Origin of the sequence: Enterococcus faecalis, from assembly GCF_029024925.1 — a bacterium.
Classification (GTDB): Bacteria; Bacillota; Bacilli; order Lactobacillales; family Enterococcaceae; genus Enterococcus; species Enterococcus faecalis.
In genome coordinates, this window is record NZ_CP118962.1 from 2,222,201 (window position 1) to 2,242,461 (window position 20,261).

The following is a 20,261-nucleotide window of genomic DNA, read 5'->3' on the forward strand; positions in this document are numbered from 1 at the left end:
TTTGCTTATTCTTCTTCGTCAATCAATTCATTGTCATGATGTAAGAAATAAATTAATGTTTGTAATTCGTTGGTTAAGTCAACATTTTGAATTAATACTTCAGGTGGCGCTACTAAACGCGCAGCCGTAAAGTTTAGAATTCCTTTAACCCCTGCTTCGGCAAGTTTGTTCACAACTTCTTGCGCTTTGCGAGCTGGAATAGTTAAAATAGCTACTTCGATTTGTTGAACACGGATTTGTTCCATCATATCTTCCATTGGATAAACCGGAATACCGTCAACAATGCGTCCCACAATATCTTCATTCACATCAAATGCGCAACTTACACGAATACTGTTGCTTTGATGGAATTTGTACTTTAATAAAGCACTTCCTAAATTACCAACCCCGATTAATGCGACATTGGTTAACTCATCTTCATTCAATGTTTTTGCAAAAAAGTTCATTAAGTTTTCAACATCATAGCCGTACCCACGTTTACCTAATTCACCAAAATATGAAAAGTCACGACGAATAGTCGCACTGTCTACTTGTACCGCTTCACTTAATTCAGTTGATGAGACTTTATTTTTTCCTGTATCATGTAACATTCTTAAGTAGCGATAATATAAAGGAAGGCGTCGCGCCGTTGCTTTTGGAATAACTTGATCTTTCACAATTGGACCTCCAATACTTTCACTTAAATCTTATCCATTAACATAATAGCAGTTTTTCACAATAAAAAGCAATTCTATGGCTCAAAAATAGCATTTTTCTTCAAAAGTTTGTGATAAAAGGTATAAACCTTCACAAAGCATTTTTTGATACGTGCTATTTTAGCAGATTTTATGCTACACTAAGGGCAATGAATTTAGAAATGAGGACTACTGATGATTTTATTACAAGCAAATCAAGTTGCCCGGCATTTTGGCTCGGAAACATTGTTTGAAAACATACATTTAGAAATTGCAACAAAAAGTCGGATTGCCTTAGTTGGTCGTAATGGTGCTGGAAAATCGACTTTTTTAAAAATCATTGCAGGCATTGATGCTCCCGATAGCGGAACCATTGCCAAAAATAAAACTGCTACGTTAGGTTATTTAGCTCAAAATACCGGCTTAGAATCAGATAAAACCGTTTGGGAAGAAATGACAAAAGCCTTCGCTGACATCCTAGAAATGGAACAGCGTATGCGAGAATTAGAAACCAAAATTAGTGAAATGGAGCCAACCACCTCCGTTTATGAAGGAATTTTAAAAGAGTACGATCAATTGCAACATACGTTTTCTGAAAAAAATGGCTACGGCTATGAAAATGAAATTCGCTCAGTCCTTCACGGCTTTGGCTTTGATGAATCCTTTTACACGAAAGATATTCAAACCTTATCTGGTGGTCAAAAAACCCGGCTTGCATTAGCGAGAATGCTTTTACAAAAACCAGACATTTTAATTCTGGACGAGCCTACAAACCACTTAGATATCGAGACGCTTTCTTGGCTGGAATCTTATTTGCCAAGTTATGCCGGCGCCCTATTAATTGTTTCCCACGATCGTTATTTTTTAGATAAGGTAGTTAATGAAGTTTATGAACTGAGCCGCAAAAAAATGACTCACTACAAAGGAAACTATTCCAAATACTTAGAGTTAAAAGCAGAACAATTAGCCAGTGAATGGAAAGCGTATGAAAAGCAACAAGAAGAAATCAATAAGTTAGAAGATTTCGTTGCCAAAAATCTGGTTCGTGCATCTACAACGAAACGTGCACAAAGTCGCCGAAAAGTATTAGAAAAAATGGACCGTTTAGACCGACCTCAAGGAGATGAAAAATCGGCGCATTTTCTTTTCGATAGTGAAAAAGTTTCGGGAAATGTTGTTTTACAAGTCGAAGATGCCGCCATTGGTTACGACCAAGAACATATTTTATCCGAACCTATTCACTTGGATATTCGTCGCAAAGAAGCCATTGCCTTAGTCGGACCGAACGGAATTGGTAAATCCACTCTCTTGAAATCAATTATTGACCGCATTCCTTTCATTAAAGGAAGTAAAACTTTTGGCACCAATGTTTCTGTAGGTTACTATGACCAAGAGCAAGCCAATTTACATGGCAATAAAACGGTCTTAGCGGAATTATGGGATGAACACCCAACCACACCTGAAAAAGAGATTCGAAGTATTTTAGGCGGCTTTCTCTTCAGTGGAGATGATGTTGAAAAAACGATTCCTTTATTAAGCGGTGGCGAAAAAGCACGTGTGGCATTAGCAAAATTAGCGATGGATCGTGACAATTTCTTGATTCTCGATGAGCCAACCAACCACTTGGATATCGATAATAAAGAAGTTTTAGAAAATGCGCTGATTGATTATGAAGGAACCATCCTCTTCGTTTCCCATGACCGTTACTTTATCAATCGAATTGCAACAAAAGTTGTTGAGCTTTCTGAAAAAGGCAGCAAACTTTATTTAGGCGACTATGATTATTATTTAGAAAAGAAACAAGAGGAAGAAGAAATCGCTGCCCTCTTAGCTAATGAAGAAGCGGCGAAAAAACCCGAACCAGTTACAGCCAAAAATACCTTTTATCAAAACAAGGAGCAACAAAAATTACTCCGTACTTTGCAAAGAAAAATAACACAAGTCGAAGAAAATCTTGCTCAGTTAGATACGACAATTGCACAATTAGAAGCACAAATGAGTCAACCAGACATTCTAGAAAATCATGTTGAATTGCTGGCTTTAAACCAACAATTAGATGACGCTCGTCAGCAACAAGATGAACTACTTGAGCAATGGGAAAATTTCAGTTTAGAATTAGAAGAAATGGAAAATAACAATTAACGGAGGGATTCACTATGGCTTCCAAAAAAATCAGTTTAACGAAGCCCAAATATCAACAAATCGCCGTTGATGTTGCGGAAAAAATTGCAGAAGGCAAATTACATGTTGGAGATAAAATCCATGCCCGTTCCACCCTAGCTAACCAATACCAAGTGTCGCCAGAAACAGCCCGCAAAGCCATTATCGTTTTAGTCGATTTAGAAATCGTTAAAGCCAAACACGGCAGCGGCTTCTATGTGGCATCAAAAGAAAAAGCGCAGGACTTTGTGACACAATATCAAGACGTTCAAACGATTGCTGAAATTAAAGAAGAATTGCTAGATAGCGTAGCGAAACAAAAAGAAGAACTTACTCATTTTTCTAGCATTCTAGATACTCTTGTTGAACAAACAAAGCGTTTTGATTCTTTCAATCCAATGAATCCTTATTCATTAGTTTTAACAGAAGAAGCTGCTTATCTTGAGGCGACGATTAGCGAAATGAATTTTTGGCAAAACACTTCGGCAACGATTATCGCCATCAAACACAAAGAAGAGCTTCTGGTCTCACCTGGTCCATATGCAAAGATTTCGTTGAACGACACACTTTATTTTGTTGGACATGACGAATCAACCTTACAACGAGTGCAGAATTTCTTTTATCCTTAAACAAAAAAGTGACTACTTATCTTGCGGTAAATAGTCACTTTTTTTATTTATTATTTCTATTTTTCATAAAAAACCACTATAAAACCTAGTTAAAATACTGTTTTTCTTCATTTTCAGAAAGATTTTCATCTAATTTGACAAAGTGACAACTTTATAGTAGTCTGATGTAGTCACTTTTTTTTAATGAGGAGGAACAATGATTTGCCAAAAGTAAAAGTAAATCACCTTACCAAGATCTTTGGTAAGAAAACCAAACCGGCACTTGAAATGATTCGTGCCAACAAAAGCAAAACAGAAATTTTAGAAAAAACGGGTGCCACAGTCGGTGTTTATGATGTAAATTTCGAAGTTGAAGAAGGCGAAATTTTCGTTATTATGGGGTTATCAGGAAGTGGGAAATCAACATTAATTCGTTTATTAAATCGTTTGATTGAACCAACTTCAGGAAATATTTATATTGATGGACAAGATATTTCTTCTTTAGATAAAGAAGGATTACGTGAAGTACGTCGAAATAAAATGAGCATGGTTTTCCAAAACTTTGGTCTTTTCCCCCATCGAACTATCTTAGAAAATACGGAATATGGTTTAGAAATTCGTGGTGTTCCTAAAGAAGAACGCCAAGCAAAAGCTGAAAAAGCCTTAGAAAATTCTAGCTTAATTGCTTTTAAAGACCAATTACCAAGTCAATTATCTGGTGGGATGCAACAACGTGTCGGCCTTGCTCGTGCCTTGGCTAACGATCCAGAAATTTTATTAATGGACGAAGCGTTCTCTGCTCTTGATCCGTTAATTCGTCGTGAAATGCAAGACGAACTATTAGATTTACAAGAAAATGTCAAAAAAACCATTATCTTTATCACACATGATTTGAATGAAGCTTTACGAATCGGCGACCGGATTGCTTTGATGAAAGATGGTCAAATTATGCAAATTGGGACTGGAGAAGAAATTTTAACCAACCCAGCCAACGAATATGTGCGAACCTTCGTGGAAGATGTGGATCGTTCAAAAGTCTTAACTGCCCAAAATATTATGGTACCTGCTTTAACTACTAACATTGAAATTGATGGCCCAACTGTTGCTTTAAAACGGATGCGTCAAGAAGAAGTGAGTATGTTACTTGCCGTGGATAAAAAACGCCAACTAAAAGGCGTTGTACGCGCAGAAAAAGCTTTAGAAGCGCGTAAAAACGGGACTTCTCTTGTAGAATGTGTGGATCCAGAAATTCAAACAATCGACAAAGATATGTTAGTGAATGATATTTTCCCACTGATTTATGATGCACAAACGCCTCTTGCCGTGACTGATAACGGCAAACTATTAGGCGTGGTCATCCGTGGTAGCGTACTTGAAGCACTTGCAGAAACAGAGGTGAACGAACATGAATAAGTATCAATTACCTGTCGCGTCTTGGGTTGAAAGTTTTACTGATTGGTTAACTTCAACATTTGCTGGATTATTCAGCTTTTTACAAACAATTGGTCAAAGTGTAATGGACAACATTACTGCCTTACTAACAGCCGTACCACCACTTGTGCTGATTGTGCTATTAACGATTGCTGCTTTCTTTATTTCTAATAAAAAAATCGGCTTAAGTTTATTCACGTTTATCGGCTTAATGTTTATCTATAATCAAAACTTATGGAACGATTTAATGAGTACCGTTACGTTAGTTTTACTTTCTAGTGTTATTTCCATTATCATTGGTGTGCCACTAGGGATTTTAATGGCGAAAAGTGAAAAAGCCAAGAGTATTATTACACCGATTTTGGACTTCATGCAAACAATGCCTGGTTTCGTTTACTTGATTCCAGCCGTTGCATTCTTCGGAATTGGTATGGTTCCTGGGGTCTTCGCCTCTGTTATCTTCGCTTTACCACCAACCGTGCGCTTTACGAACTTAGGAATTCGACAAGTGCCAAATGAACTTGTTGAAGCAGCTGATTCTTACGGTAGTACTGGCTGGCAAAAATTATTCAAACTAGAATTACCTTTAGCCAAAAACACGATTATGGCTGGTGTTAACCAAACAACCATGCTAGCCCTATCAATGGTAGTTATTGCTTCAATGATTGGTGCGCCTGGATTAGGACGTGGCGTCCTTTCCGCTTTACAACGTGCACAAGTCGGGAACGGTTTCGTAAATGGTGTGGCTTTAGTTATTTTAGCGATTATCATTGACCGTTTTACTCAACATTTAAATAATAAAAAAGCAGCCCCTAAAGCAGCTGGTGCCACCTCTAAAAAGAAAAAATATGGGATTATTGCAGCGGTTGTTGTAATTGTCGCTGGCTTAGTTGGTGCTTCAATTTTTACAACAACAAATGATAAGCAAATTTCCCTTTCTTATGTGGAATGGGATACCGAAGTAGCCTCCACACATGTGGTTGCCGAAGTCTTAAAAGATATGGGGTATGATGTTAAAACGACTCCTTTAGATAACGCAATTATGTGGGAATCTGTAGCTAAAGGTGAAACAGATGCCATGGTTGGTGCGTGGCTGCCAGGAACTCACGCAGAGCAATATAAACAATATAAAGATAAATTAGACGACCTTGGTGAAAACCTTAAAGGTGCGAAGCTAGGAATTGTCGTCCCTTCTTATATGGATGTTGATTCTATCGAAGATTTATCTGATCAAGCTGGGAAAAAGATTACTGGAATTGAACCTGGGGCTGGTGTTGTTGCAGCAGCAGAGAAAACTAAAGAAGCTTATCCTAATTTGAAAGATTGGTCTGTTGAAACTTCTTCATCAGGTGCCATGACTGTCGCCTTAGGACAAGCAATTAAAAACAACGAAGACATCGTTATTACTGGCTGGTCTCCTCACTGGATGTTTGCAAAATATGATTTAAAATATTTAGCTGATCCAAAAGGCACTATGGGCGGCGAAGAAGCGATTCACACAATGGCTCGCCAAGGCCTAAAAGAAGATCAACCAGAAGCTTACAAAGTGTTAGATAATTTCCATTGGACAACTAAGGATATGGAATCTGTCATGTTAGAAATTAACGAAGGCAAAGACCCACAAGAAGCTGCACGCGATTGGGTTGATTCACATAAAGACCAAGTAGCAGAATGGAAAAAATAATTCTTAACAAATGACTTCCCCATCTATTAAAAGAGGGCGTTGAACAAATTGTTCAACGCCCTCTTTTTTCGCAAAAAAAACCACTCAGTTGGGTAGACTGAGTGGAAAGGAGTTATTTTTACTTGAGGAGTAAAAATGAAAAGTGTTTATGTTGGGTGTTTTGTTGGTATGCTTATATATTAACGAGAACCTGTGAATAATTTGTGACGAAAACCTTGGAAATTTGCTACGAATTACTTAAAAAAGTTTAAATCTGTCTCACCCTAGTTAATCAATACAGCGATTATTTCTTTTTAGCATTTTGGATGGCTTTAAATAATGTTGAAAATTGTCCTTTGAAAGACATCACATCATCAAAGATATCAACACCATCGTTTAACATTTTGACGGTAACCCAGCCAAGCGCTTCCGTAATTGCTACCGCAACTGAAGCATTGACCATGCCACCAGTCACAGTTCCGACAACAGGAATCACTTTTAGAATATTCCCGACTGCACTCTTACCTAAACTAACCACTACTAATTCTTTGGTTAAACTTTTCCCTAAGCTTTCGGACCAAGACTGACCAAAAATTTTATGCAGCCGTGACATCATAGTTAATTGAACAGGTACCAGTAAAAAAGCATCCGAAAACGGAATTGGCGAAAACCCAATAATTGCTGCTGACAATGCAGCAAAATGAATCGTTTGATGACTTTTCTTTTTCACGTCAGGTGAAACACCAGCCAAAAATTCATCAAATACTTTGTCGAGTTGTGTTTGACTGTTCGTCACTAATTGTTCTGCTTTACCTTTAGAAGTTGCGAAAGCATTCATTATGGCCGTAGACGTTTTTTGTGGAAATTTTTTCAAGACATCTTGAAAAAAAGAACGAAATTCTGGGTCTTCGATTTCTTCATTCAATTGCTTAGTTTCTTGTTCTGCTAATTCTTGTTTTTCAATCTCTTCAAAAAGTTCTTGTTTCTTTTTGTTTTTATGTTTTTTTCTTCTCATCTCATTAACTCCCTTATCTATCAATATGTAGAAACAAAGTATAGCATAGCCCCTGATTGACTCTCTTTTAGATGATTTGAAAAGCCAGAACTTATCTGTTTTTTAAACAAATAGAAATGTTCTAGCTTTTCTCAAAAAATCAGCTATTTTGTTTGTTCTTCACCGCAATACACCGTCAAGTGTTTAGGTAAAATTTCCAGCGTAATTGGCAAAGCAGCTCCTTCATCACCATCCACATTAGTGGTTAATTCTTCTTGGTTTTCTAAGGAGATTGTTCCTTCTTTAAAGGTTAGGTAAACTAAATTATCAGTGGACTGGTCGACGCCTTTTAACAAATCTGGGACTGCTTTTACTGCATCCCACAATGATTGATCTTTTAAATAAACTAAATGAAGTTTGCCATCATCCACTTGGGCCTCTGGTAATAATGTTTCAAACCCACCGATTGAATTTGTTAAGCCAACTAAAACGGTACTACTTTCAATGGTTTGTTCTTTTTGATCCAATCTTAAATGAAAAGGATACGTTTGAGCATTCGCTAAATGTTTGGCACCTGAAATAAAATAAGCGAGTTTTCCTAACTTCGTTTTTTGTTCAACGTCCACGTCGTTAATTGACTCTGGAATCGTCCCAATCGCAACGACATTCATAAAGTAGTCGTCATTGATTTTCCCCACATCTAAAGCACTGGTTTTTTCTAAATCTAATTGTTGAATCGCTTCTTCAGGGTCCATCGGTAAATTCAAGGCTCGCGCTAAATCGTTCACCGTTCCTAAAGGAAAAAAGCCAAATTTTGGGCGGTAAGCTTGTTCTGCCAACCCGCTAATTCCTTCATTAACGGTTCCATCTCCCCCCATTACGAAAACACTGTCGAAGTGACTTTCCGCAGCTTCACGGGCAAATTGTTCTGCATCGCCGCCTTTTTCTGTTTGTTTCACTACAACTTCATCAAATAACTGCTTTAATTTTTCTTCTGCTAACGTTTCAAATTCTTTGGCTTTTTCACCACCAGAACTGGGGTTAACAATTAAAACTGCTTTTTTCACTGGCACCACTCCTCATTGATATCTAAATCGTTTGATTCCTTACAATTATTATAAAAGATATTTTTAATTCTGGCGAAAAATATGCTGACACTTGCTTAACAAACAAGCATTCCTGCTCCTCACTACTTTTCAAAACGTTCTTTAAAGCAATAGGCAAAATAATAGAACAATTTCCAAAAATCTTGCCAAACTTTTGGATCCATCCCCGTCAATTCATGAATTCGTTTCAAACGGTAATTCAATGTATTTCGATGGATATGTAATACTTGTGAGGTTTCATTGATGTTTAAGTTATGATTGGAGAAAAAAATAACGGTTTCATAGTATTCATCATAAATCGTCTGGATGGTTTCAAAAAAATCCAATTCAATATGAAAAGGAAAATTAAAAATTCCTTGAATGAAAAAATCTTCTGCTTGGTAAAACTTAGCCTTTTCTAATTGAAGAAACGATAGAAGTAAATACGTGTTTTGTGCCTCTTGGACCATTTGTTGAATCGTGGCTTTTTCCGAACTTATCACAAGGTATTCTGTTACTGGCTTTGTTATCTGAGGTGGTTCAGAAGTAATCACCAGATAACAATTTTCCCATTCAAATATTTCATGGCCAGGATAATAACTGGATAATAAGCGCTTATCCTTGGTCAGTACACAATGATTCTGGTCATCTAATTGAAGGTTATATAGTTCCAACGCTTCAAGTTTTAAGGCTTCTGAGTAAGCAGAATCAACATGCATTAAGTGCTGGATAAACTGATTTTTTTGTTTTTTCTTTTTTTCGCGTTCTTGTTGTGTATTTAATTCTTCTGTCAGTAAAAGAACAATCGAGCGCACAAGCTTGGTAAATTTGCGCACCTCGTCTGGTTCTCCTGAAATGCCTACGACACCTAAAATGTGATCATTCAAAATAATCGGTTCATTGGTGCCTTTTTTCTCTAAAGAAGTATCTTTATAAATTTCAATATTTTTTCGTTCATTGATGGCTCTTTCTGCGCCACGATGGCGCTCCCCAATTCGAGCAGAATCTCCACTCGCAATAATTTTTCCTCGTTCATCCATAATATTGATGTTATAAGGAATATCCGCCATTAACTTTTCAACAATTTTATTTGCTTGGATTTTGTCTAATTTTAACATTGCTATCGCCAACTTTCTAAAAAGCGAGTAGCGTTTGGGACATAAGCCGCAATGACTTATGTCCCAAACGCTTAATTCTTCAGATCAACGACTGAACATTTTTATTTCAGCTTTCATTACTGATGATACCATGGTTAGTTCTTAGTCACAAGGCACCAGCTGTAATGTACGAGCAATATTTTCAACGGTTCTTTCTAAGTTAACTGGTCCATTTTTCAATGCTGCTTCCAATGGTTCGGCTTTGGCCAAAATTCCAAAAATAGCCGTCATCCCTTCTTCATAGAGGACATCCACATCTTTGCCGATATAGCCAGCACAAGCGAAAACCGGTTTTTGATACTTCTTGGCCAAACGCGAGACGCCATAAGGGGCTTTGCCGAATTTTGTTTGAAAATCCATCCCGCCTTCACCAGTAAAGACATAATCAGCAGCTTTTATTTTTTCTTCTAATTGATTCACTTCTACGACAATATCAATCCCTGGGCGTAACTGAGCTTTTGTGAATGCTAGTAACCCTGCACCCAAACCACCAGCAGCTCCTGCGCCTGGCATCATCTCAACATCAATGCCGACCTCTTTTTTGATGATTGCTGCATAATGGGCTAAGTTTTTATCTAATTGAGCCACCATTTCTTCTGTCGCACCTTTTTGCGGACCAAAGACATGAGACGCCCCTGTTGGCCCTGTTAGTGGGTTATTCACATCACTAGCTACTAGAACTTCGGTAGCAAAAATACGTTGATCAAACTGTGTTAAATCGATCTGCGCCAGTTTATCTAATGCACCACCGCCACGTGTCAATTCTTGCCCTTCCTTGTCTAACAAACGCGCACCAAGTGCCTGAATCATACCTGCACCCCCATCATTTGTCACGCTACCACCAATGCCGATAATGATTTTTTTTGCCCCATGATTGAGCGCATGTTGAATCATCTCTCCTGTACCATAAGTAGAAGTGATCAAGGGATTACGTTCTGCTGCTTTAACCAATTCAATTCCGTTGGCTTTCGCCATTTCAATGACCACCGTTTCTTGGTCACCTAATAAGCCGTAATAGGTTTCAACGATTTGATCAGGAAGCGGTCCTGCCACGCGCACTGGTACTCTTGTACCTCCTGTTGCATCCACTAAGGAATCCACCGTTCCTTCCCCGCCGTCTGCCATCGGGACATGTTGAATGTCTGCATCTTTAAATACAGCTAAAATCCCTTTTTCCATTGCCAGACAGGCTTCTTTTGCACTCATACTTTCTTTAAATGAGTCTGGAGCCAAAACAAATTTTTTCGTCATCTTTTCGCGCCTACTTTCCAACTAGTTTAAAATAAAGCCATATAAAATGGTTGCAACAATCGTCATTACCCCACCGACACACATTTCATAAGGAATCACTCGAATTCTTTCTTTAATCGTCATATTCATACTTTGTGCCGTAATATGGAAATAATTGCCTTGAGGAACACTATCAATCACAGTTGCACCAGTATGCACCATGACTGCTGCTGAAAGTGAAGATGTGCCCATATCTAAAATCGCTGGTCCAAAAGAACCTGTCGCTAAAATAACCGCTGTGGATGTTGAACCAACTGCTAAGCCCATTAAAATACCAGAAATCGGTGCCAAGAAGGTTCCAGAAATTCCCATAACAGAAATTAAGTGGACAATTTGTGTTGATAAATCAGAAACAGAAATTAATCCAGCAATTGCACCTGCACCAATTAAAATTAAAACGGTATCGGTTACTCTCTTCAAGCCAGAAGATGCATAAAAGGCCAGTTGTTTTGTTTGCCCAATCGCAATTGTCCCAACAACTGAGGCGAACGGCAAAATATACAGAGCATCAATATTCAAACTTTTGATGAAAGAAATATTTAAAACGGCGCCAATCGGATTAAGTAATAATAAGACAATCGCTAACACTGGCGCGATCAACGCCTTTTTCAAAGGTAATAATTCTTTTGTTTGTTCCTCTACAAGATCCGTTTCTTTGACCATTGATCCTTTGTTTCTCATGATATTTGCAAGAACAACAGCTGTAATTAAGCCAAATACGGCTGGAATAAAGCCAGCAATCATAACGTCACTTAGAGGTAAATCAAAGCCATTCGCCGCTGCAATAGTATTTGGATTAGGCGAAATAATATTGCCCGCTTTGCCGCCACCTGATAAGGCAATCAATAATGATAACTTACTGATACCCGTACTTTTCCCAACAGATAGAGCAATCGGGGCAACAATCAACACTGCAACAGGAATGAATACGCCCACTGCTGTAATTACCATTGTGGATAATGCCAAAGATAAAATAGCTTTTTTCTCGCCAAGCTTTTGTACAATGGCGTTGGCAATTGATTCTGCCGCACCAGATTCCATCATCACACCCGCCAACATGCCGGCTGCTAAGACACGGATTGCGGTTCCCATAATACTTTGTGTTCCGTTTAATAGAACAGCGACTGTATCTGACAGGGAAGCGCCTCCAATAAGACAACCAACAATTGCACCAAAAAACAAGGAATACACAGGATTAAATTTTTTCAAAATTAATACTATCGCTACAACTAATCCTAAAATTGCAGCAACCCAAGATATTGTAATATCTGGCATTCAAAATCAGCTCCTTAAATTGTTTACGCTTTCATTCTATCAAAGTCCTTTCTTTTTAAAATTGTAAATTTAACAGGATTTATTGTTCAAATGCACAAAAAAACCGTTCTTAAAGAACAGTTTTTTGAAATCTTTTTCTATCTTTCTCAATAATGACCACCAATCCAACGAACAAAAGAACACTCACAATTAACAATACTGCCGTTTTATTATATCCATGAAATAGCGCTTCGCCTCCACATGCGTAAAGTATTGAGGAAGGAATTACACCAATGAATATAGCGGCTATTAAATTTTTTAATGGCAACTGCATAGTATCTGCAGCAAAATTAATCACAGAAGAAGGAATAATTGGAATCATGTAGCCCACCATAATCCCAATTTTTGGATGCTTCATCCGTCGAATGGACTGGACCCAATGATTGGTCTCCGTTTTTTTATCTAAAAATTTTATATGATGCATCAAAAAGATTGCAACCAAATTTCCCATACTATTCCCTAAAACGTTAATGAGTGTGCCGCTGAAGGGACCAAAACTCAATCCTGCAATCACACCAATTACTGAGGTCGGAATCCCTGGTACTGCACACATGATCGCGGTCAAAAAAACCAACAATAGCGCTGCTGAAAAACCATGTGAACGAATTCGCTCTAATAATTGTGTCTTACTGGCTTTAGGATTCAAAAATAATTGAATATCTGTTTGATATTCTAGATACAAACGGTAACCTACCAGCAGGATTAAAATAAGCCCGCTACTGATTAGTAGTATTCGGATTGTTTTCCTCTTCATTTTCTTTGCTCCTTTTATGCTTTATACAAAGTGTAGCACAGGATTCTTTGTGCCTCAATTAGAAGCTTGTATGAATAAAAGCCGCCCCTAAAAGTTAGACTAAAAATCTAACTTTTAGGGGCGATTCGAAAGTTACGAAGATACTTTTTTTATTTCCGATACATCTTAAACTCCAAGAACAGATCGTTATAAATTCCTAAGTATTCTTGACCTAAGTCTTGGTAAACTTCTAAATGTTTGATAGTTTCATCATCTGGATAAAATTGTTTATCTTCGGCAACTTCTTTTGGTAATAGTTTTTTAGCTTCTTTATTTGGTGTGGAATAACCAATATATTCTGCATTTTGTGCCGCATTTTCTGGTCGTAACATAAAGTTCATAAATGCATAGGCACCCTCTTTATTTTTGGCTGTCTTAGGCATCACAATGTTATCAAACCAGAGATTAGAGCCTTCACTGGGAATCACATAATGTAGATGTTCATTGTTTTCTAGCATTTCAGCAGCTTCACCAGAGAAAGTTACAGCAACTGCACTTTCTTCATTAGCCATGTACATTTTGATTTCATCGGCAACAATTGCTTTGACATTGTTCGTTAATCGGTTTAACTTATCGGTAGCCTGACGTAATTGTTGGTCGTTTTTACTGTTTAACGAATAGCCTAAACTGTTCAAAGATAATCCTAACACTTCGCGAGCGCCATCAATCAGCATGACATTATTTTTTAATTCCGGGCGCCATAAATCATCCCAATGTTGGATCTGACGGCCGTCAATAAATTTATCATTATAAATAATCCCCAACGTGCCCCAGAAGTACGGAACGGAAAACTTATTTTTGGGATCAAAGGATTGATCTAAAAAGCGTGCATCAATGTTTTCTAAGCCTTTTAATTTGCTGTGATCAAGTGGTAAAAGCATCTTCGCTTTCATCATTTTTTGAATCATATATTCAGAAGGAATGGCAATATCATAGGCTGTACCACCTTGCTGAATTTTTGTATACATAGCTTCATTAGAATCAAAGGTTTCGTAATTGACTTTATAGCCTGTTTCTTTTTCAAATTTCTTAATCAAGGCTGGATCTATATAGTCCCCCCAATTGTAAATGGTCAAGGTATCTGCTCCTGCCATGCCACTTGCTTTCTCCAATTGGCGGACGCCAAAAAACAAGATGACAATAATAGCGATAATTCCAATAAAAAGTGACTGTAATTTTTTCATTTTAACTTGGCCACCTCACTTTGTTCCCGACGCATTTTCTTTAAACGTTTTGGCGTATTGTCTTTACTGATAAAGTAATAACCGACAACTAGAATCATTGAGAATAGGAATACTAACGCACTTAAGGCATTGATTTCTAAACTAATTCCCTGACGTGCTCGTGAATAAATTTCAACAGATAATGTTGAAAAACCATTGCCTGTCACAAAGAATGTTACGGCAAAATCGTCCAACGAATAAGTAAAGGCCATAAAGTAGCCAGCAATAATTCCTGGCGCTAAAAAAGGCAAAATAATATTTTTAATCACTTGAACATTATTGGCCCCTAAATCCCGTGCCGCATCTACCATAGAATCGTTCATCTCTTGTAGTTTTGGTAAAACCATTAAAACAACAATTGGAATACTAAAGGCAATATGCGACAATAACACACTTGTAAAACCTAAACTGATAAACCCTACTGCCGTGAAGAAAATTAAGAAACTGGCTCCAATAATAACATCTGGTGAAACGAGTAAAATGTTATTAAAGCTAAGCAACGTGTTCCGGTTTTTACGACGTTTTGTATAATAAATCCCCATCGCGCCAAATGTTCCAATGATGGTTGCTATTAAAGCCGATAAGAAAGCTAGCAAAAACGTATTCAGAACAATGGTTAACAAGCGTGTGTCTTCGAAAACGTTCCGATAATTATCTAACGTAAAACCAGTAAACTGATTCATCGTTTGCGTGTCGTTAAACGAATAAAAAATCAAATAAAAGATTGGTGCGTACAGTAGCGCAAAGACAACGAATAAATACACATAAGACCATTTAAACTTTTTCTTTTGCATTATTTGCCACGCCCTTTCTTCTTCTCACCCGTCAGCAACATCACAATAAACATGGCAACAATTAAAATCACACCAATTGTTGAACCCATGCCCCAGTTTTGCGTTACTAAGAAGTGTTCCTCAATCGCCGTTCCCAACGTAATCACCCGATTGCCGCCAATTAAACGCGTTAACATAAAGAGCGAGAGCGAAGGAATAAAGACAGCTTGAACGCCACTTTTCACACCGTTTAGGGAGAGAGGAAAAATGACACGGCGGAACGTCTCCGCACTGCTAGCTCCTAAGTCCCGACTAGCACTAATCAATGAAGGATTCATCTCTTCTAAAGCATTAAAAATCGGCATAATCATAAATGGAATTTCTATATACGTTGCGACAAATAAAAAACTGAAATCTGTAAACAGAATCTGGTGCGTACCCAAACCCATAAAACTCATAAACTGATTGATACTCCCATGAATACTGAAAATCCCAATAAAGGCATAAGCTTTTAATAATAAATTCACCCACGTTGGTAAAATAACGAGCATTAACCATAACTGTTTATGCTTGAGCTTTGTCAAAAAATAAGCCGTAGGATAACTTACCAATAACGTAAAAATGGTAATCAGAAAAGCATACCACACTGAATTAATGGTCATACTTAAATACGTTCCTGATGTAAAATACGTTTGGTAATTCGCCAAAGTAAACTGGCCATTCATATCGAAAAATGATTGATAAATAATCATTAGCACTGGCGCAATGACGAATAAAAGTAACCACATTACATAGGGAATCGAATAAATTCGACGCATTGTTTTCATTTTATTTTCCCCTTTCGTTTACTCGTCGTAACTTTCTAAACGGGCATCAAAGTCTTCTTCTGATTCATTGAAGCGCATCACGTGAATATCTTCTGGCTCAAAAGAGAGACCTACTTGAGCACCTTCTTTGGCTTTTCGAGTGGAATGCACCATCCATTCGTTTCCTTGTTCATCAAAACAAATAATTTCATAATGAACGCCGCGGAATAACTGTGTATCCACCGTTACGGTTAGCTTGCCTTTTTCAAGCGTGGTAATCGTTAAGTCTTCTGGACGTAAAACGACTTCTACAGGTTCATTTTTCCGCATGCCGCCATCGACACATTCAAACTTTTTTCCCACAAATGAAACTAAATTATCTTCCAGCATCACGCCATCCACAATATTACTTTCCCCTACAAAGTCAGCAACAAAGTGATTAATCGGTTCATCATAAATATCGACTGGTGTGCCACTTTGCACGATATGACCTTTATTCATGACAAAAATTTCATCGCTCATCGCTAATGCTTCTTCTTGATCATGGGTCACAAAAATAAAAGTAATTCCTAAACGTTGTTGTAAATCACGTAGTTCATATTGCATCGCTGTGCGTAATTTCAAATCTAAAGCGGATAACGGCTCATCTAAAAGCAATACTTTTGGCTCATTGACAATCGCTCGTGCAATTGCGACCCGCTGACGTTGGCCCCCAGACATTTCACTAATTTCACGTGTTTCGTAGCCGGGTAATTGAACCAAACGTAATGCCTCTTTCACTTTTTTTTCAATTTCTGCTTTGGATAGTTTTTTGATTTTTAAACCAAACGCAACATTATCAAAAACATTCATGTGAGGAAACAAAGCATAATCCTGAAACACGGTATTGACTTGGCGTTTATTGGCAGGTACATCATTTATTCTTTTACCATCAAAATAAACATCGCCAGAAGTCACGTCATTGAATCCCGCAATAATACGCAAAATCGTTGTTTTGCCACATCCTGAAGGTCCTAATAACGTATAAAATTTTCCTTCTTCAATTTCAAAGCTGACATTTTTTAATACTGGTTCATCGTCAAATTGTTTGACAACATTTTCAAATGAAATCACATGGTTTCTCACTGGATAAACTCCTCCATTTCGTCCTTTATAAATACGATTCTGTCGCCACAATTAACGCACGACTTTTTCCTCGACCATTGTTGCTAATTTGGTGAGGTTCTGTTGCTTGGTAATACATGGTTTGACCTTTTTTAGCAATATACGTGGCTTCCCCTAATGTCAAACGAATGGAGCCATCAATCACATAAATAAATGTTTCTGATAGAGAAGGTTCAAACGTTTTGTATTCGCCATTTTTATCAAAAGTAATAATGACAGGTTCCATTTCTTTTTCATTTGAGGCTGGAATTAACCATTTTAGTTCATAGCCATGTTCTTCATCATAATAGAGGGTACTTTCTTCTTCATTGTAGACAATTTTCTGTTCAAGCGGTTGCTGACTAAAAAACTGCTCTGGCGTCACGCCTAGTACTTCTAAAATTGAGAAAAATGTTTCCATTGATGGTGAGCTTAAATCCCGCTCCAATTGGGAAATATAGCCTTTGGATAAATCCGTTCTTTCGCCTAATTCTTCTTGTGTTAAATTTTTCTGAATGCGTAAATTTCTCAACTTCTCACCAATTTCCATGGCACACCTCGTTTCTATTTTCAGCTAATCTTTTCAACAAAAGTTTTGTAATACTAAACTTACAGTTTAGTTTTACCTTTTTTAGTATACGAACTTTTTGAAAAATTTCAACCATTTTTCTTTATTTTTCTAGTCTAATTGTCACACAATCTTTCTTTTCTGTATAACTTACTGTTTATAAGAAGAAAAATGATACGAAAAAATCAGAATATGATAAAATAAGACGAGTTGCTTTTTTACATAATTGGAAGGAGAGTTTTTATATGAATTCATTTCAAGCATTTACGTTAAGAGAACAAGATACATCTGTTATTGGTCAACTAGAAACCATTACTTTAGACGATTTATCAGAAGGCACTGTAGTAATCAAAGCAGCCTACTCCTCAGTTAACTTTAAAGACTCTTTAGCTTCAAAAAAAGACGGCGGTGTGATTCGCAATTATCCAATGATTCCAGGAATTGATGTCAGTGGCACTGTTGTCACATCGGAAGATCCTCGTTTCAAAGAAGGCGATAAAGTGATCGTAACAGGCTATCAATTAGGGGTTAGTCATACTGGTGGTTATTCTGAATATGTGCGTGTTCCTGGCGATTGGGTAGTTCCACTTCCTGAAAAAATGAGTCTCAAAGAAGCAATGATTTTCGGAACTGCTGGCTTTACGGCCGGATTATCTGTCACAGCTTTAGAAGACGATGGCTTACGCGACGACAAAGAAGCCCCCATTATTGTAACTGGTGCGACAGGCGGTGTTGCGACATTGTCTATTGCGATGTTGCATCAATTAGGCTACACTTCAATCACTGCATTAACTAGAAAGCCAGATTCTTTTGAGCTTTTAAAAGAGTTAGGTGTTAGTGAATGCTTATTAGTAGAAGATTTCTTAGCAACTCCTGTTAAAGCATTAATGAAACAGCGTTTTGCTTTTGCAATTGATACCACTGGTGGGGAAATTACTTCTGCTGTTTTACCACAACTTCGTTATGATGGCCGTTCAGCCATTTGTGGCCGCGCTGCTGGAATTACATTAGAGACAACCGTTTTACCCTTTATTTTACGGGGCGTTCATTTATTGGGCATTGATTCGGTTAATGTTGGTATGGACAAACGAAAAATAGTTTGGCAACGTCTTGCCACTGATTTAGACATCACTGAAAAAGCTGTGTATCAAGAGATTACTTTAGAAGAACTTCCCCCTGTTTTTGAAGCATTACAAGCAGGCCAACATATTGGACGGACCATTGTCCGAATTTCTTAAGGAGGCGTTTTGATTATGGATGTTTTAGTTACTGCTGGCGGAACGTCAGAACCGATTGATAATGTTCGTTCGATTACCAATCATTCTTCTGGCGGACTAGGAAAAGCAATTGCTGAAAGTTTTTTAGCTGCTGGACACACCGTAACCTACGTAACAACCAAACATGCATTACGTCCAACCCAACAATTGGACTTATCAATTAAAGAAATAGAAACAACGGTTGAATTAGCCACTACGTTAGAACAACTCTTTGCTGAAAAGCAATTTGATGCGATTGTTCACGCAATGGCAGTCAGTGATTTTACGACGGAAACTGCGCAAACGGAAGAACAATTTATTGATTCTTTTGCTCAACAATTAAGCGAACAAACATTGCCAAAGACCAAAGAAGCCTTGGTAACTATCGTTCAAAACACATTGAATCAGATTGCTGATATTCCTCAAACAGCAACAAAAATTTCATCTGATACGGACCGATTATTAATTTTTCTAAAGAAAAATCCTAAAGTCATCCAAATGATTCGTGACAAGCAACCCCAAACTGTTTTAGTGGGCTTTAAATTACTTGTCGACGTTTCACAAGAAGAACTTGTCCAGGTTGCACAAGCCGCTTTGGTTAAAAATCGGTGTGACTTTGTCTTAGCCAATGACTTGATGAACGTTCATGAAACAGAACACGAAGGATTATTAATTAACGAAACGGGCATTGTCCAAGAAGCTTGTTCAAAACAAGGGATTGGTTCAATGATCGTTAAAAATGTTGAAAAGAAATGGAGAGAACAACAATGAAAACTATTTTATTAGGCGTCTCTGGCAGCATTTCTGCATATAAAGCAGCAGATATTACAAGTCAACTAGCTAAGCTTGGCTACAATGTGGAAATTTTAATGACTAAAAGCAGCACAGCGTTCATCACTCCGCTGACGTTACAATCACTTTCTAAGAATCCAGTGCATACGGATGTCATGATGGAAATTGATCCCAGTAAAATTAATCACATTGAGTTAGCTAAAAAAGCGGATTTATTTTTAGTAGCACCTGCTTCGGCCAATACAATTGGGAAATTAGCCCATGGGATTGCCGACGACTTATTATCAACAGTTGCTTTGGCACTTTATCCTGAAACACCCAAAATTATTGCGCCCGCGATGAATACGTATATGTACCAAAACCCCATTGTCCAACGAAATATTGGCATTTTAAAAGAAGTCGGCTATCAAGAAATAATCCCACGTGAAGCTCTATTAGCTTGTGGCGATTATGGTCGTGGCGCACTTGCCACTGTTGAAGATATCCTTCAAACAGTGATGAAAATTTTAGCATCTGATAACAAGGAGTAAT

Annotated in this window: 19 protein-coding genes; 7 read left to right on the forward strand and 12 right to left on the reverse strand. The window is 37.6% G+C overall.

The features are described 5' to 3' along the window. Positions 1-5 precede the first annotated feature (5 nt). Positions 6-656, reverse strand: coding sequence for a redox-sensing transcriptional repressor Rex (locus PYW42_RS10980; protein ID WP_002356528.1), 651 nt, complete (start codon positions 654-656; stop codon positions 6-8). A 213-nt stretch (positions 657-869) separates the two neighbouring features. On the opposite strand from PYW42_RS10980, the gene PYW42_RS10985 reads away from it, so the two are divergent. From PYW42_RS10985 to PYW42_RS11000, 4 genes are all read left to right on the forward strand, one after another. Then, positions 870-2,816 (forward strand): ABC-F family ATP-binding cassette domain-containing protein, encoded by a 1,947-nt coding sequence (locus tag PYW42_RS10985; RefSeq protein ID WP_002365037.1) that lies wholly within the window; start codon positions 870-872, stop codon positions 2,814-2,816. 14 nt (positions 2,817-2,830) lie between these two features. Beyond that, entirely contained in the window at positions 2,831-3,463 is a 633-nt protein-coding gene (locus PYW42_RS10990) for a GntR family transcriptional regulator (protein ID WP_002356525.1), read from the forward strand. A gap of 201 nt (positions 3,464-3,664) precedes the next feature. After that, positions 3,665-4,855 (forward strand): quaternary amine ABC transporter ATP-binding protein, encoded by a 1,191-nt coding sequence (locus PYW42_RS10995; protein ID WP_002388977.1) that lies wholly within the window; start codon positions 3,665-3,667, stop codon positions 4,853-4,855. After that, positions 4,848-6,557, forward strand: a complete 1,710-nt coding sequence (locus PYW42_RS11000) for an ABC transporter permease/substrate binding protein (protein ID WP_002356521.1) — start codon at positions 4,848-4,850, stop codon at positions 6,555-6,557. The genes PYW42_RS10995 and PYW42_RS11000 overlap by 8 nt, the downstream gene beginning before the upstream one ends. A 283-nt stretch (positions 6,558-6,840) precedes the next feature. Here PYW42_RS11000 and PYW42_RS11005 read toward each other — a convergent pair whose 3' ends face one another. The 11 genes from PYW42_RS11005 to PYW42_RS11055 form a co-directional block, all read right to left on the reverse strand. Beyond that, on the reverse strand, positions 6,841-7,575 hold the full coding sequence (locus PYW42_RS11005; protein ID WP_002384134.1) for a YcjF family protein: 735 nt from the start codon (positions 7,573-7,575) through the stop codon (positions 6,841-6,843). A 119-nt stretch (positions 7,576-7,694) separates the two neighbouring features. Beyond that, a complete protein-coding gene (locus PYW42_RS11010; protein WP_002362556.1) occupies positions 7,695-8,597 on the reverse strand; it encodes a diacylglycerol/lipid kinase family protein in 903 nt (300 codons plus the stop codon). 122 nt (positions 8,598-8,719) lie between these two features. Continuing rightward, the gene (locus PYW42_RS11015) at positions 8,720-9,733 is read right to left on the reverse strand and encodes a CdaR family transcriptional regulator (protein WP_002362555.1); all 1,014 of its coding nucleotides are present in this window, start codon (positions 9,731-9,733) and stop codon (positions 8,720-8,722) included. Between the two features lie 141 nt (positions 9,734-9,874). Next, on the reverse strand, positions 9,875-11,023 hold the full coding sequence (locus tag PYW42_RS11020) for a glycerate kinase (protein WP_002356517.1): 1,149 nt from the start codon (positions 11,021-11,023) through the stop codon (positions 9,875-9,877). 21 nt (positions 11,024-11,044) lie between these two features. Then, positions 11,045-12,337, reverse strand: a complete 1,293-nt coding sequence (locus PYW42_RS11025) for a GntP family permease (protein WP_002379729.1) — start codon at positions 12,335-12,337, stop codon at positions 11,045-11,047. 109 nt (positions 12,338-12,446) lie between these two features. Further along, on the reverse strand, positions 12,447-13,130 hold the full coding sequence (locus PYW42_RS11030; RefSeq protein ID WP_002362276.1) for a TVP38/TMEM64 family protein: 684 nt from the start codon (positions 13,128-13,130) through the stop codon (positions 12,447-12,449). A 149-nt stretch (positions 13,131-13,279) separates the two neighbouring features. After that, on the reverse strand, positions 13,280-14,353 hold the full coding sequence (locus tag PYW42_RS11035; RefSeq protein WP_002376560.1) for an ABC transporter substrate-binding protein: 1,074 nt from the start codon (positions 14,351-14,353) through the stop codon (positions 13,280-13,282). Further along, positions 14,350-15,186 (reverse strand): ABC transporter permease, encoded by an 837-nt coding sequence (locus PYW42_RS11040; RefSeq protein ID WP_002356512.1) that lies wholly within the window; start codon positions 15,184-15,186, stop codon positions 14,350-14,352. Before PYW42_RS11040 ends, PYW42_RS11035 begins: the two co-directional genes overlap by 4 nt. Continuing rightward, on the reverse strand, positions 15,186-15,992 hold the full coding sequence (locus PYW42_RS11045; protein WP_002356510.1) for an ABC transporter permease: 807 nt from the start codon (positions 15,990-15,992) through the stop codon (positions 15,186-15,188). Before PYW42_RS11045 ends, PYW42_RS11040 begins: the two co-directional genes overlap by 1 nt. Before the next feature lie 18 nt (positions 15,993-16,010). After that, on the reverse strand, positions 16,011-17,096 hold the full coding sequence (locus PYW42_RS11050; RefSeq protein ID WP_002356508.1) for an ABC transporter ATP-binding protein: 1,086 nt from the start codon (positions 17,094-17,096) through the stop codon (positions 16,011-16,013). 25 nt (positions 17,097-17,121) lie between these two features. Next, complete coding sequence (locus PYW42_RS11055; RefSeq protein ID WP_002356507.1) at positions 17,122-17,664, reverse strand: helix-turn-helix domain-containing protein; 543 nt, start codon at positions 17,662-17,664, stop codon at positions 17,122-17,124. Between the two features lie 263 nt (positions 17,665-17,927). On the opposite strand from PYW42_RS11055, the gene PYW42_RS11060 reads away from it, so the two are divergent. The 3 genes from PYW42_RS11060 to coaC are packed head-to-tail and all read left to right on the forward strand — an operon-like array spanning position 17,928 to position 20,260. Continuing rightward, on the forward strand, positions 17,928-18,920 hold the full coding sequence (locus PYW42_RS11060) for a YhdH/YhfP family quinone oxidoreductase (RefSeq protein WP_002356506.1): 993 nt from the start codon (positions 17,928-17,930) through the stop codon (positions 18,918-18,920). Positions 18,921-18,935: 15 nt separating this feature from the next. Continuing rightward, complete coding sequence (gene coaB, locus PYW42_RS11065; RefSeq protein WP_002359575.1) at positions 18,936-19,709, forward strand: phosphopantothenate--cysteine ligase; 774 nt, start codon at positions 18,936-18,938, stop codon at positions 19,707-19,709. Further along, positions 19,706-20,260, forward strand: a complete 555-nt coding sequence (coaC, locus tag PYW42_RS11070) for a phosphopantothenoylcysteine decarboxylase (protein ID WP_002359573.1) — start codon at positions 19,706-19,708, stop codon at positions 20,258-20,260. Before coaB ends, coaC begins: the two co-directional genes overlap by 4 nt. The last annotated feature ends 1 nt before the right edge of the window (position 20,261 follow it).